13 protein-coding genes are annotated in these 12655 nt (G+C 35.1%); 8 read left to right on the top strand and 5 right to left on the bottom strand.

Going from position 1 to position 12655, the window contains the following annotated elements:
* Positions 1–32: 32 nt before the first annotated feature.
* The 3 genes from DBR39_RS15200 (at position 33) to rimM (ending at position 1823) form a co-directional block, all read left to right on the top strand.
* Positions 33–551 carry a nitroreductase gene (locus DBR39_RS15200; RefSeq protein WP_124534485.1) on the top strand — a complete coding sequence of 173 codons (519 nt, stop codon included), beginning with the start codon at positions 33–35 and terminating at the stop codon, positions 549–551.
* A 148-nt stretch (positions 552–699) separates the two neighbouring features.
* Positions 700–1266 (top strand): 30S ribosomal protein S16, encoded by a 567-nt coding sequence (locus DBR39_RS15195; RefSeq protein ID WP_103232972.1) that lies wholly within the window; start codon positions 700–702, stop codon positions 1264–1266.
* Positions 1267–1280: 14 nt separating this feature from the next.
* Entirely contained in the window at positions 1281–1823 is a 543-nt protein-coding gene (rimM, locus tag DBR39_RS15190; protein WP_124534483.1) for a ribosome maturation factor RimM, read from the top strand.
* 61 nt (positions 1824–1884) lie between these two features.
* Here the strand turns inward: rimM and DBR39_RS15185 are convergent, their stop codons facing one another.
* From DBR39_RS15185 to DBR39_RS15165, 5 genes are all read right to left on the bottom strand, one after another.
* A complete protein-coding gene (locus DBR39_RS15185; protein ID WP_124534481.1) occupies positions 1885–3537 on the bottom strand; it encodes a serine hydrolase domain-containing protein in 1653 nt (550 codons plus the stop codon).
* Positions 3538–3640: 103 nt separating this feature from the next.
* Positions 3641–4555 carry a helix-turn-helix domain-containing protein gene (locus DBR39_RS15180; RefSeq protein ID WP_124534479.1) on the bottom strand — a complete coding sequence of 305 codons (915 nt, stop codon included), beginning with the start codon at positions 4553–4555 and terminating at the stop codon, positions 3641–3643.
* Positions 4556–4711: 156 nt separating this feature from the next.
* The gene (locus tag DBR39_RS15175) at positions 4712–5551 is read right to left on the bottom strand and encodes an SDR family NAD(P)-dependent oxidoreductase (protein ID WP_124534477.1); all 840 of its coding nucleotides are present in this window, start codon (positions 5549–5551) and stop codon (positions 4712–4714) included.
* A 237-nt stretch (positions 5552–5788) separates the two neighbouring features.
* The gene (locus tag DBR39_RS15170) at positions 5789–6595 is read right to left on the bottom strand and encodes a helix-turn-helix domain-containing protein (RefSeq protein ID WP_124534476.1); all 807 of its coding nucleotides are present in this window, start codon (positions 6593–6595) and stop codon (positions 5789–5791) included.
* The gene (locus tag DBR39_RS15165) at positions 6592–7521 is read right to left on the bottom strand and encodes an XRE family transcriptional regulator (protein ID WP_124534474.1); all 930 of its coding nucleotides are present in this window, start codon (positions 7519–7521) and stop codon (positions 6592–6594) included. The genes DBR39_RS15170 and DBR39_RS15165 overlap by 4 nt, the downstream gene beginning before the upstream one ends.
* 350 nt (positions 7522–7871) lie before the next feature.
* Here DBR39_RS15165 and DBR39_RS15160 point away from each other — a divergent pair, with 350 nt between their 5' ends.
* The 5 genes from DBR39_RS15160 (at position 7872) to DBR39_RS15140 (ending at position 12626) form a co-directional block, all read left to right on the top strand.
* Positions 7872–8510: an LA_2272 family surface repeat-containing protein gene (locus tag DBR39_RS15160; RefSeq protein ID WP_124534472.1), complete on the top strand. Its 639-nt coding sequence runs from the start codon at positions 7872–7874 to the stop codon at positions 8508–8510.
* Positions 8507–8971, top strand: coding sequence for a hypothetical protein (locus DBR39_RS15155; RefSeq protein ID WP_124534470.1), 465 nt, complete (start codon positions 8507–8509; stop codon positions 8969–8971). The genes DBR39_RS15160 and DBR39_RS15155 overlap by 4 nt, the downstream gene beginning before the upstream one ends.
* Before the next feature lie 18 nt (positions 8972–8989).
* Positions 8990–10063: a fatty acid desaturase family protein gene (locus DBR39_RS15150; RefSeq protein WP_185147197.1), complete on the top strand. Its 1074-nt coding sequence runs from the start codon at positions 8990–8992 to the stop codon at positions 10061–10063.
* Between the two features lie 25 nt (positions 10064–10088).
* On the top strand, positions 10089–10730 hold the full coding sequence (locus DBR39_RS15145; RefSeq protein ID WP_124534466.1) for a hypothetical protein: 642 nt from the start codon (positions 10089–10091) through the stop codon (positions 10728–10730).
* An 84-nt stretch (positions 10731–10814) separates the two neighbouring features.
* The gene (locus DBR39_RS15140; protein WP_124534464.1) at positions 10815–12626 is read left to right on the top strand and encodes a helix-turn-helix domain-containing protein; all 1812 of its coding nucleotides are present in this window, start codon (positions 10815–10817) and stop codon (positions 12624–12626) included.
* Positions 12627–12655 lie beyond the last annotated feature (29 nt).

Raw genomic sequence — 12655 nt, 5'->3', positions numbered from 1 at the left:
ACAGATTGAATTTCATGTTGTAAATTTGCAGTATGAATAAAGCATCCATTTTAAAAGAAATCATAGAGCAAAGAAGAAGTATTTTCCCAAAAGATTATACAGATGCGGAAATTTCTCAGGAAGTTATTGATGAGATTTTACATTCAGCGACTTTAGCTCCCAATCATAAACGTACAAAACCTTGGCGTTTTAAAATATTCAAAGGAGAAGAGAAAGCAAAACTGGCTTCAGAAATGCAGGCTATCTATAAGGCGAGTCAGCCGGAGCAGCTTTTCTTGGAAAAAAAATACAATGACATCGGTTTTAAAATCAATAAAGCAGATGCTGTAGTCTCTATTGTAGTTAACTTTAGCGGAATGCTTCCTGAATGGGAAGAGATTGCTGCTACTTCAATGGCGGTTCAGAATATGTATCTTACCTGTACAGCGAACAATATTGGCTGCTATTGGAGTTCCCCTAAAATTGTAGAGGAGTTGAAAGATTCTTTGACTATTGAAGAAAACCAGCAATGTCTGGGGCTTTTCTATATGGGAGAAATAGAATCAGTATAACAGTGAAATTCTCAAAATGAAGGCTATAGATTATTATATCCTTAAATTGATAAAATCTTATATTTTTAGATTGTTACATTGAAAATTTTATTTATCTTTGCACTCTTAAATATTTAACTGGGACGAGTTCCCGTAAAATTCAAACATTATGTCAGTAAAAATCAGATTACAAAGACACGGTAAAAAAGGAAAACCTTTTTTCCACATCGTGGTTGCAGATTCAAGAGCTAGAAGAGATGGTAGATTCATCGAAAAACTAGGAACTTACAACCCAATTACTAACCCGGCAACTATCGAATTGAACGTTGATTCTGCTGTACAGTGGTTAAACAACGGTGCTCAGCCTACTGATACTGCTAGAGCTATTTTATCTTACAAAGGTGCTCTTTACAAAAAACACTTACAAGGTGGTGTAGCTAAAGGTGCTTTTGATGAAGCTGAAGCTGAAAAAAGATTCAATGCTTGGGTAGACGCTAAAGACTCTAAAGTACAAGGTAAAGTAGAAGGTTTAGCAACTGCTAAAGCTGATGCTAAGAAAGCTGCTTTAGATGCTGAAGTAAAAGTAAACGAAGCTAGAGTTGCTGCTGCTGCACAAGTTGAAGCTGATGCTAAAGCTGCTGAAGAAGCTGCAAACGCACCTGCTGAAGAAGTTGTTGCTGAAGCTACAGAAGGAGAAGCTCCTGCTGCTGAAACTGAAGAAAACACTGAAGCTTAAGAACAAACCCTGTTATGCGTAAAGAAGATTGCTATTTTTTAGGGAAAATCACACGCAGACATGGACTTGCGGGTAACGTGATCCTTAAATTGGATACCGACCAACCCGAGCTTTACAATAAATTGGAATCAATATTCGTTGAAATCAACGGATTATTGGTTCCATTTTTTATTGAAAAATCATCATGGAGCAAACTTGATGCTCTGAATCTTGCATTCAAAGGTTCTTCTGAGGCATTGGTAGATCAGGTTTTAGGTAAAAGTGTTTACCTTCCGCTTGCTACGCTGCCTAAACTTTCAGGAAAACAATTCTACTACCACGAAATCATCGGGTATAATATCCTTGACGAAAATGATAATGATTGTGGTGTGATCCGTTCTGTAAATGATCAGACGGCACAGACTTATTTCATTTTAAATTTTGAAGGAAAAGAAATTGTAATTCCTATGATCAAAGACTGGGTTCTGGAGGTTGACAGAGAAGAGAGAATTATTAAAATGCAGCTGCCGGAAGGCTTGATGGACGTATTCCTGGTTCCATCTAAGAAAGATGAGTAAATTTTGCAATAAGCAAAAATTTCGCCCATCTTTCCATCTTTATCTAAAATTTCATTATTGATTATTCATTACCCATCATGATGGCGGGTAAAAGATATTCCTGTACTATTTTGTCGGTTTGCTGGTGGGCATAAGGTTTGTTATACGCCTGTGCTGTAATGACTATGACAACAGGGATTTTGGTGAACATAATGATTTTGTTTCCTCCATTTCCACTGCTCTGAAAAGCCTCATAGCTTTTATTTCCAACCGTATATAGCTTTCTCCAGAATAAATAACCATAGCCTTCAAAATCAGTATTGTCTGCAAAATAATTGGTAAATGACTTCTTAACCCAGTCTGTACTCAAAATTGTTTTGCCATTCCAGACTCCGTTATTTTTATACAGTTGTCCGAATTTTGCAAAATCGAGTGCTTTCATGCGCAATCCTCCGGCCAGAGAAGGTTTTTGCTGAGGAGTAAACTGCCATTTGTAATTGGTGATTCCAAGAGGACGAAACAGTTTTTTATCTGCATATTTTTCCAATCCCTGGGGAACCGTTTTGTCCAAAATATCTCCGGTTACGACAACTCCTGCTGTGAAATAACTCCAGTTTTTTCCTATTGTATTCTCAGTCATCGGAAGATCTAATACAAACTTTATCCAATTGTCAGTAGGATACATATTTTCCTCATTTCCGGGAGAGTCAGAATCTTGGTCATTTCCATCAAATCCGGAGCTCATAGTCAATAAGCTTTTTATGGTGACATCCTCTTTTTGGGAAGAATAATTTTTAAATTGTTTTAAATCGTAGAATTCCTTCAGCAGTTGATTTTCACCTTTTAAATACCCATCTTTTATAGCAATCCCGGTCAAAGCTGAAGAAAAGGATTTTCCTACTGACCGCGTATCCTGCAGAGAATCTCTTCCGGAGCCGTTAAAATATTCTTCCAGAAGCAATTTTCCCTCTTTTACAACAACAATTCCGGTGACATCTTTGAACCTTTTTTCTGCAATTTTCTTATTCAGGGTTCTGATCATTGTAGTATTGATTTTTTCCTGAGAAGTCTTCCATCCGCTGTTAGGCTGGAGCGGTTGAATGGCAGTCTGATTTTCGGAAATATTTTGAGAAGGAACGGTAAGGCTGATTTGCCCTTCCGAGATAATAGGTCCTGTTTTTATGGTAGAAGCTTTCAGATAAGGGCGTATTTCAATTTTTAAAATGTGATTTCCTGCTGCCAGGGCATCAATGCCGTCATGAGCCATATAAAAGCGCATCCATAGATATCTTCCCCATGAATCTTCGTTTTTACTGCTGATAAGAGGAATTCGTAATGTTGTTTTGATTTTTTTATTTTCCGGAGTACCTGCGCCTGTATTGAGATCTTCTTTATAGATCAGTTTTCCGTCAACGTAGAATGAAAATTGATAATTTCCGTTTTTAAGAAGTTCATCAACAGTCCAATTGGGTTCAAGCTGATGAAGGTAGTTGACAAGTGAATTTTCAAAAAAAGCATGAATGCTAAGATCTCCGTTTTCCTGAAATATGGAAGAAGAAATAAGATCCGAATCCTTTAAGTTCTCCAGAGCAATATTTTGGGTAAGGAAAACCACTTTTCCGGAATGTGTTTTTTGAACAGGAGACTCAATTTTCTCAGGATTGATTATATTTTTAATTTGTCCCTGATAAAGAGAAGAGGTAAAAATAAAGATCGATAATAGGATCGCTTTCATTTAAAGAAGTATTTCAACAAAAATAATGAACTTCCTTACAGTAAAATAGAATGAAATTAACATTTCTATTATATTATCGATCTCTTACCGAATTAAGGATGCTCTAATTGAATAACCTTCTGAATTCTCCCGGTGATTGATTTGTTTTTTGTTTAAAAAGTTTACTGAAAGACTGTGGATGTTCAAATCCCAATTCATAAGCAATTTCACTCACGGATAAACTTGTAGTGCTCAAACGTTCTTTGGCAGAATCAATTAATTTATTTTGGATATGCTGTTGTGTATTTTGCTGAGTATGAAGTCGAAGCAGCGTTCCAAGATAATTAGGGGAAATATTCATTTGGTCGGCGATACACTTCACTGATGGAATTCCGTTTTCTATAAGATTTCCATTTTCGAAATATTGAGAAAGAAGATCTTCAAACTTATGAAGTAATTCATGACTTGATTTTTTTCTGGTGAAAAACTGACGTTCATAAAAACGCTCAGAATAAATCAGTAATAATTCTATCTGTGAGATAATGAGTTCCTGCGTGAATCTATCTGTGTTGGTCTGATATTCCCGTTCAATATTTTTAAAAATATCAATAAGAATTTTCTCTTCTTTATCGGAAAGAAAAAGAGCTTCTTTCACCTGATAACTGAAAAAATCATATGATTTCATTTTCTTGGTTAATGAAGTATTCCATAGAAAATCGGGATGAATCAACAATAAAAATCCGGTAGGCTCTACTTCTACATCCGGATTGATTTCGAGACTTAAATATTGCTGTGGTGAAACAAAACACAACACTCCTGAATCAAAATCATATTGCTGCTGTCCATAATTGAATCTAGGATTGACATTTTTTTTCAAACCGATCGAATAAAAATTCTGGATCCATTTCAATTCATCATCATCCACTACATAATGCACTTTACTATAGTCTATCAGGCTGATCAGCGGATGCTCAGGATTCGGGAGACTACAGAAAGCATGAAAATCTGAAATAGAATTAAAACGAACGGGCTGTTTCATAATAGCGAAGTTAGTTGTTTTTGTAAAAAGTATAACATATTGATTCAAAAAGTCTTCGACTCCGATCAGACTGATTTCTCTAAAATTTTATGTTCAAATGATTCAAACACATTGCTTAGAGACAACCCGAGCAGAGCCGAAGGATATTTTACCAGATTAAATTGCAGTAGAAACCGTCAGTTTTTCCCATTTTTCAGCATCTTTCTTTAAAATATCAATCTTATTATTGAGAAACTCTATGGTTCCTACCCCTAATAATAAATGTACAGGTGGATTTTTCTCTTTACTGATCTGGATCAGAACATCAGCTGCTTTTTCAGGATCATTAGGCTGGTTTCCATTAATTTCATTAAGATGGGCCTGTTCAGAATTTCTTGCCGCTTCGTAAGCCTGAATAGGATTGGCAGGAGTTTTTACAGAATCTTTATTCAAAAAATCTGTGCGGAAATATCCCGGATAAACAACCGTAGCATGTATTCCGAAATCTTTTACTTCCTCAGCCAATGCTTCTGTAAATCCGGCAACCGCAAATTTTGTGGAGCAGTAAATTCCCCAACCCGGAAAATTGGCTGAATATCCACCGACAGAAGAAATATTGAAGATGTTTCCTGATCTTTGTTCCCGAAGATAAGGCATCGCATTTCTGATCACGTTTAACGTTCCGAACACATTCACGGCATAATTTTCTCTTGCCTCCTCATCAGTAAGTTCCTCAAGTGTTCCGATCTGTCCATAACCGGCATTGTTCACAACCACATCTATTCTTCCGAAATGTTCAACTGTCTTTGCAATGGCAGATTTTATATCGTTATTGTCAGTGATGTTGACGCTAAGTGGCAGGAAGTTTTCGGAAGTATCTCCGATAGTAGAAATCAGGGATTCAACGGTACGGCTAGTGGCAGCAACCTGAAATCCTTCGGACAACAATTTTTTTACCAACTCGAATCCTAAGCCTTTTGAAGCTCCTGTCACGAACCATACTTTTTTTGTTTCCATTTTTAAATATTTTTTTTGTTTAAATGATGGTACAAAGATGGAAAGTTACAGAGGGTAAAATGTAGCCGAATCGGGGAATGATGTATCCAAATCGTGAATGATGTTTTCAAAAGTCAAATTATTTGGATTCTGTCATTTTGGCGAAGGAAGAATCTTATTGATGATCAATTGTTTGAGATTCTTCATTGCATTCAGAATGACACTTTTGAAACGACCTCTCTGATATCAAAAAGAAATTCAATAGATTTTCAGAAGGTTTCTATATTTCAGTGGGGTTATTCCTATGTTTTCTTTAAAACATCTGGTGAAGTGACTTTGGTCTGAAAAACCGCATTCCAGGGCAATATCCGTTAAAGAAGCTGGTGAAATAAGAAGTTCCATTGATTTACTAACCTTTAATTTTCTCAGGTATTCTCCCAAATTACAATGAAAATATTTATGGAAATCTCTGCTTAAATGAATAGGGTGGATGTTCAAAGTTTTTGAAAGCTCCGTAAGGTTCAATGTTTCAGTAAAGCTTTCATGCAAGATCTCATTAATCTGACCTACCCACAAAGGTTTTCTTTCGGTATTTTCCTTTTGAAAGGTTAATTGACTGAAAAGATGTAATAACAGCTGATTGACAGTCAGCTCAAAAGAGAGGTCATTGGTTTTAGTCTCTTTGAAAATCTGATGTACCAATAATTTAAAGGCCGGATTTTTTATATTAAGACTGCCCTCCACTTTGTTTTTCTGGATATCAAACCGGTCAAACCAGCTTTGTGAAATTTCAATATGAAAACCTCGAGTAAAAATATCCGGTTTGATATTGTAATGGGGATCTTCCCAATGATGATACAATAATGTTCCCGCAGAACATTCGTATGTTTCTTTTCTGTTTCCTTCCGTCATATTGCCCTGAAGAAGAAAAGTGAAGTAAGCATTTTCATGATAATGCCAGTCTACATAAGGATGTGTATACTCCGTGTCCGTTATCGTCAATCCTTCCAAATTGACCAATTGATTGGTATCTCCAAAATATTCGCCGTTACGAAGAGTATTCATAATAAATTCTGTTTTAGGCGGTCAATCTGTTCATACATCTTATTAAAAAACATTTTTCTTTCCCGGTTTCCGGATTCATTCAAAGATTTTGAGTTCTTGATCTGATGTTCAAAATAGCTCAGAGAATCTTCACAGGTGAGTTTATCATTGGTCATCATATATCCGAACATGCTGAAAGGAACAAAAAAGGAACATTGCTGCTCATTTTTGAATAAAATACTGTTGTTTAAAATTACTAAATCATTGACATATATCTGAAAATTAGTTTTTTCCAGTGTTTTGCTTTCCAGTTCTTCAATTAATTTTCTTAGGTCATCAAGGATCAGATCAACATCACTTTTCTTTAATAATCCCATTTCATAATAAAAAGAAATCTGTCTTAAAGCACTCATAATAGTAGTGTCATTCCAGATTTCTGTTACATTTTGTTTGTCGTAAAGATCTTTCAGCATTTCATTTTTTACAGAATGATATTCCATATTGAATTCATGAAACGGGCTTAAGAATTTATCCTGATTCAGTAAATTCATCCATACATAAAACTTGAAACGGGACAGAATAGAATCCGAAATGGTATAAAAAAACGGGATATCTTTTGCGGAATAAAATACTTTAGAATGGGTAATATTCTGGAAAACGTTCAGAATCTTCAGAGAGTTTTCAAAATAATTTAAAAGGTCTTCAGTGGTTCTTACAGGTTGTGTTCTTTTGACAACCAATTGATTTTCTGTTCCCAGGAATTGATCTAACGAGATTTGATAGTATTTGGCGAGCTCCAGTGCTTCTTCAAAACTGAATTTAGCTTTCAGAGAAGTTCTCCTATGGGCTGCATCATAGCTGATATTAAGAATATTGGCAATCTCATCATTCAAAGATAGGTCTCCTATTTTTCTTCGGATTTCCTTCAATAAAGCTTCCTGGTGCATAGTTTTGTGATTTTCACAAATGTAGCATTTTTTGTGGAAAGAGCTGTTGAATTTCTGTTTAGAAGGCGGGAAGCTTGAAGCTGGGAGAAGGGAAGTATTGGAGGTCGAAAGAATAAATTACGATCTAACAACAATTTGACATTATACCGACTATTGATATTTATCACTGAAAGTAACTTCCAACCTCCTTCTTCCGGCTTCCGCCCCTACTTGTATAAATTAAAAATTTTATTCCCTCATCCATACATTTTGTGATTTTCGCAAATAGCACATTTTTTTTAATTTTTTTTCACATTCGGAACTTTGGCTTCTGCTGATAATTTTGAATTGTAATTTTAAAATAACGAGTTATGAAAACACGAATTTTATTAGCAGCAGTTCTTTTATTCAACGGTCTGGCCTATGCATCAGACAGTTTAAAAGTTGATTCTTTGAAACCGAGACTGATCGCAGCTTCACCCTCAAAGAATGTCAGAAATGTCAACGGAGTTTTATTTAAATATTTTGATGATGAAGATCATTTTAAGCCTAAGAAAGTGAACGGGTTGGGAATGGGATTTAATTTTGTGGGTATTTTCCTTCCGCCGTTAATGCTTTTCAACTTACAATTACCAGGAAGTAATGATTATGTAATTATTCCCCGTGAAAAGATGAATACGATCAACGGACTTCAATTGTCGCTGATCAATATGGAGCCTACAGTTACCAATGGCCTTGAGATCAATGTTTCCAGTAATGTCAACACCTATGCGGTGACCAACGGAATGTCTGTCTCTCCATTTTTTAACCTGCATCATGAGATGAAAGGTATTTCTGTAGCACCATTGGCCAATATTGGAAAGAAATGCAGAGGAATACAAATCGGTTTGTACAATAAATGTGATGATTTCAGAGGAATACAGATTGGCGGATGGAATGAGAATGGAAAAAGAAAACTTCCTCTGATCAACTGGAATTTTAAGAAACAAAAAGTAAATAAGACGTTATGAAAAAGTTTGTTGTAATTACCGCACTATTTCTTTGTGGCTTTCTGAAAGCTCAGTTTGAAGAAATCAAAGAGAAAAAATGGCTGGTCATTCTTCTCAGTACCAGAATTGAAGGAACTTCATTGGATAATAAAGCATTCCTGTCCATAGGAACAAAATTAACTGATGGTGATAAGAATTACTACAGTTTAAGGGGGCATTTTAACTGGTGGGACGAAAGAAGACTGCTGGTCATTCCGGAGTTTGATTATTTCAGAAAAGTTGTTTCGTTTGAGGATGGCGCAGAGGTATCATCTTTATATGCCGGTGCCGGAGTTTCGCCCTATGCGGTTTCACCCAAAGCCGGAATCAGTTTTTACCATTTCTTTTGTGCAGAATTTGGCTACAACTTCGAATATAATACGTATAAACCATTCCCCATTAAAGGATTCCGATATGGTATAGGAATTAACCTTGTCTTCTAAATGATTAATACAATGATTATGAAACCAAAAATCAGATTTAAAAAAGCAACCTCTCCTTTCTATTCAGAATTGCGTGAAGAGGTGAATGTATTGCTGACGGATGAAGTAACGAAAAGGGCAGGGAGATTGATGATCATCAAATTTTTGTTTTATTCTCTGGCCTTTCTGCTCTTATATGCCAATCTTTTCAATCCTTATATGGGAAATAAGAATTGGGCGGTAGTTTTGAATTATATTGTATTGGGTCTTACAGGGATATTATTGGCTTTTAATTGTGCTCATGACTGTGTACACAATACATTTTCAAAATATAAAAGAGCAAACCGGATCATTTATTATATCATATTTAACCTGCAGGGAGTGAATGCAAGACTTTGGAGAAAAAGACACATTGCCTCCCATCACGTATTCCCGAATGTGGATGGCTGTGATGCTGACATTGATGATAATATTTTTTTACGGTTATCTGCTCATCATCCAAAAAGAAAAATACATGCCTATCAGCATTTATATGCAACTGTACTGTATTGTTTCTACACTTTACATTGGATTGTCATCAAAGATTTTATTTATGTCAGAAAAAAAGAGCTGGCCAACCTTAGAAATCAGAATCATTCATTCATTTCTGTTGTAGAGGTAGTTCTGTTGAAATTGGCTTACTTCACCTATATGCTGGTTTTGCCTGTTCTTTATACCCATATTCCTGTGCTGACGATTCTCCTATCTTTCATCATCATGCATGTGACAATTTCGCTATTTTTTGTACTGACTCTGATTATTTCTCACCTGAGTCTTGAAACAGATTTTCCGAAAGCTGATGATGACGGTTATCTGCCGTATGATTATTATGAACATCAGTTAGCCGTATCGCTTGATTATCATCCAACCAGCAAGTTGGGCAACTGGATTTTCGGAGGGTTCAATTCCCATGCAGCCCATCATCTTTTTCCAGGACTGCCTCATACGGTTTATACTATTATTACCCCGGCGATCAAAAAAGCAGCAGTCAGAAACCATTTTCCCTATCATGAGAAAAGCATTGTGGATGCAGTGGTTTCACATTATCAATATCTCAAAAAATTAAGTAAGTGACTTTAAACCATTAAATAATTAACCTATGAAAAATGATAAACTGATATTATTGTTATTACTGTTTTCAGTACGTATTTTTTCACAAAATACCATGAATGACACATTGAGGGTGAATACGGGAGAACCATTTGATTATAAAAAATATTATGACTGTGATGATGGGGAAGGAAATGTTTTGATTATCATCAAAAAAGGAAAAGAATTTACAGACCTTAACGATTTAAAAAAATCAGAGAAAGGCTTCGCTGTTAAAATGGAAGCAATATACAGCATGGAATTTTCGGATGGAAAAAGATATGAATCCAGTGTGGTGAAAAACATCACCCAGGACAGTATTTCAATTACGAATTTTTTTAATGAAAATGCTGCTAAGCTGGCGGGAAAGCCTTTTGCATTGATTAATTATCCTCTTTCATCCCTGAAATATATCCGTTTTATTAATGACCGCATGCTGTCACTGTACAATAAAAACAATATTCAGAAGAATTTTGACCTTATTGTAAAGAAAATGGATCATGCCAGAATATGCCCTGCTGTTCTTAATTTTAAAGATAGAAATGGTGAGATGAAAGTCTGCCACTTTTATCTGACCTCTCAGGGATATGATCTTCTTTATGAGAACAATGGAAGAGTATATTATCTGGAAGGTAAAGTAGAGTGGAAGTGATTTTTGAAGTGAGTAAAATCATCTGACTGTACTCTTTTTTGTAAATTGATCAGCATTAATCTTAATGTATAGATTGATCAATACATGAAAAAACAAAAAGGTTTAATGAATGTACTGAATAAAAATAATATTTTTGTAGTATACCTAGGAGGAGTGATGAAAGTAAAATATCTGATACTGTTATTGATTGTATGTAACGTATTTTATGCCCAAACAAACAGAATTGAAAAAAATATTTCGGAAGAACGGACTTATCAGGAATTGGAAAATGAATTCTATGATGTGAAAACTACAGATGTCAACAGAAAGCGGAAAATCGCAAAATGTTATCTGAAAAAGGCCAAATCCGAAAAAAATAATACTTTCATTGCTGAAGGCTATGTCATGGCTCATTTTGACGAAACCTTACCCAACGCATTAAAATACCTGGATAGTTTAAAGACGATCACCAAAAACTCCAAAGAAAATTATTACCCGGCCAGAACCTATTTATTAAGAGGAAACCTTTATCTCAAAGCCGACAATCTTCAGGCAGCATTGAATAATTATATCTTAGGTCTGAAATACGCAAAAGAAAAGGAAAATAAAAGGCAGATTGCCATGGCAGATATCAGTATTGCTTCCCTGAATAATTACATAGGGAAACACGCTGAAACAGCTAAAATACTTAGATATTACCTGTATAATGCCAGTTATATGCAGGAGGAGGAGCATAATCATATCAGACTCCAATTGGCGGATGCTTATATAGAAATCAATAAAATGGACTCCGCGTATATATTGATTCAGGAAGGTTTGCAGGCTTCTAAAAAAAGTAAAAATGACTATGCTTATCATCAGGGGCTGGGTTTATTAGGGTATTATCATTTGCATTCAAAAAAATACCAGTTAGCTATTGATAATTTATTGGAGTGTAAAAAATTTTTCTTCGCTACAGAAAATCCAAGTAATAGAAACGAAAATTATACCCTCTTAAATTTAGGAAAATCCTATGCAGGGCTTCAGGAAACTGATAAGGCAATAGAATGTTTTACAAAAATTGACTCTATGGTTCTTAAAACAGATTATATTTATCCTGAACTTAGAGACGTTTACACCTATCTGATTGATCACTACAAAGCAAATAATGATAAAGAACAGCAATTGTACTTTGTAGAAAGGTTTTTAAAAGTAGATCATGTACTGGATTCCCAGTTTATGTATATTTCCAGAGAACTTCCCAAAAGGTATGATGCACCGAAACTGGTACAGGAAAAAGAGTCCATTACCAATGAACTTCAAAAGAGAAAGAACCTTTTTTATATTGTTCTTAGTATGTTGCTGATATCACACTTATTATTTATCAACGTTTATTTTAAATATAAAAAATCCGAAAAGAACTATAAAAAAATTGCTCAGGATCTGATCCAGTCTGTTAATGAAAATAGATTTGGCAAAAGGAATGAATCTGAAATCAAAAAAGAAATTCTGGAGGAGCCTCTTTCCATAGAAAATACAGGAAATCCGGAGGACAGAACATCCAGAACAATTTCTGAAGATATTGCCCAAACCATTTTAAAAGAACTTGAAATATTTGAAAACAAAGATCAGTTTTTGAATAAAGGAATTACATTGGGAAGCCTTGCCAAAAAAATAAAAACAAACTCGAAATATCTGTCGGAAATTATCAATACCTATAAAGGGAAAAACTTTGCAACGTATCTCAATGATCTCCGCATTGATTATGCCATCAGTCGACTGGCCAATGACAGAAAATTCAGGTCTTATAAAATTCCTTTTATTGCTGAAGAATTAGGATATAATAACGAACAGGCATTCACTTTAGCCTTCAAAAAACGAACCGGAACACCCCTTTCTATCTATCTGAAAGAAATTGAAAACATGACTAAGATTTAAGGTTAGTTTTCTTATTTTCAATTGTTTAC

Source organism: Chryseobacterium sp. KBW03, from assembly GCF_003852415.1.
In the GTDB taxonomy this organism is placed as follows: Bacteria; Bacteroidota; Bacteroidia; order Flavobacteriales; family Weeksellaceae; genus Chryseobacterium; species Chryseobacterium viscerum.
The sequence above is the reverse complement of the archived record's forward strand: the minus strand, read 5'-3'. Positions and strand labels throughout refer to the sequence as shown.

What these genes read in the sequence shown, in the direction of transcription:
- DBR39_RS15200 (WP_124534485.1), top strand. Translation starts at nt 33, where the DNA reads ATGAATAAAGCATCCATTTTAAAAGAAATCATAGAGCAAAGAAGAAGT.
- DBR39_RS15195 (WP_103232972.1), top strand. Translation starts at nt 700, where the DNA reads ATGTCAGTAAAAATCAGATTACAAAGACACGGTAAAAAAGGAAAACCT.
- rimM (WP_124534483.1), top strand. Translation starts at nt 1,281, where the DNA reads ATGCGTAAAGAAGATTGCTATTTTTTAGGGAAAATCACACGCAGACAT.
- DBR39_RS15185 (WP_124534481.1), bottom strand. Translation starts at nt 3,537, where the DNA reads ATGAAAGCGATCCTATTATCGATCTTTATTTTTACCTCTTCTCTTTAT.
- DBR39_RS15180 (WP_124534479.1), bottom strand. Translation starts at nt 4,555, where the DNA reads ATGAAACAGCCCGTTCGTTTTAATTCTATTTCAGATTTTCATGCTTTC.
- DBR39_RS15175 (WP_124534477.1), bottom strand. Translation starts at nt 5,551, where the DNA reads ATGGAAACAAAAAAAGTATGGTTCGTGACAGGAGCTTCAAAAGGCTTA.
- DBR39_RS15170 (WP_124534476.1), bottom strand. Translation starts at nt 6,595, where the DNA reads ATGAATACTCTTCGTAACGGCGAATATTTTGGAGATACCAATCAATTG.
- DBR39_RS15165 (WP_124534474.1), bottom strand. Translation starts at nt 7,521, where the DNA reads ATGCACCAGGAAGCTTTATTGAAGGAAATCCGAAGAAAAATAGGAGAC.
- DBR39_RS15160 (WP_124534472.1), top strand. Translation starts at nt 7,872, where the DNA reads ATGAAAACACGAATTTTATTAGCAGCAGTTCTTTTATTCAACGGTCTG.
- DBR39_RS15155 (WP_124534470.1), top strand. Translation starts at nt 8,507, where the DNA reads ATGAAAAAGTTTGTTGTAATTACCGCACTATTTCTTTGTGGCTTTCTG.
- DBR39_RS15150 (WP_185147197.1), top strand. Translation starts at nt 8,990, where the DNA reads ATGAAACCAAAAATCAGATTTAAAAAAGCAACCTCTCCTTTCTATTCA.
- DBR39_RS15145 (WP_124534466.1), top strand. Translation starts at nt 10,089, where the DNA reads ATGAAAAATGATAAACTGATATTATTGTTATTACTGTTTTCAGTACGT.
- DBR39_RS15140 (WP_124534464.1), top strand. Translation starts at nt 10,815, where the DNA reads ATGAAAAAACAAAAAGGTTTAATGAATGTACTGAATAAAAATAATATT.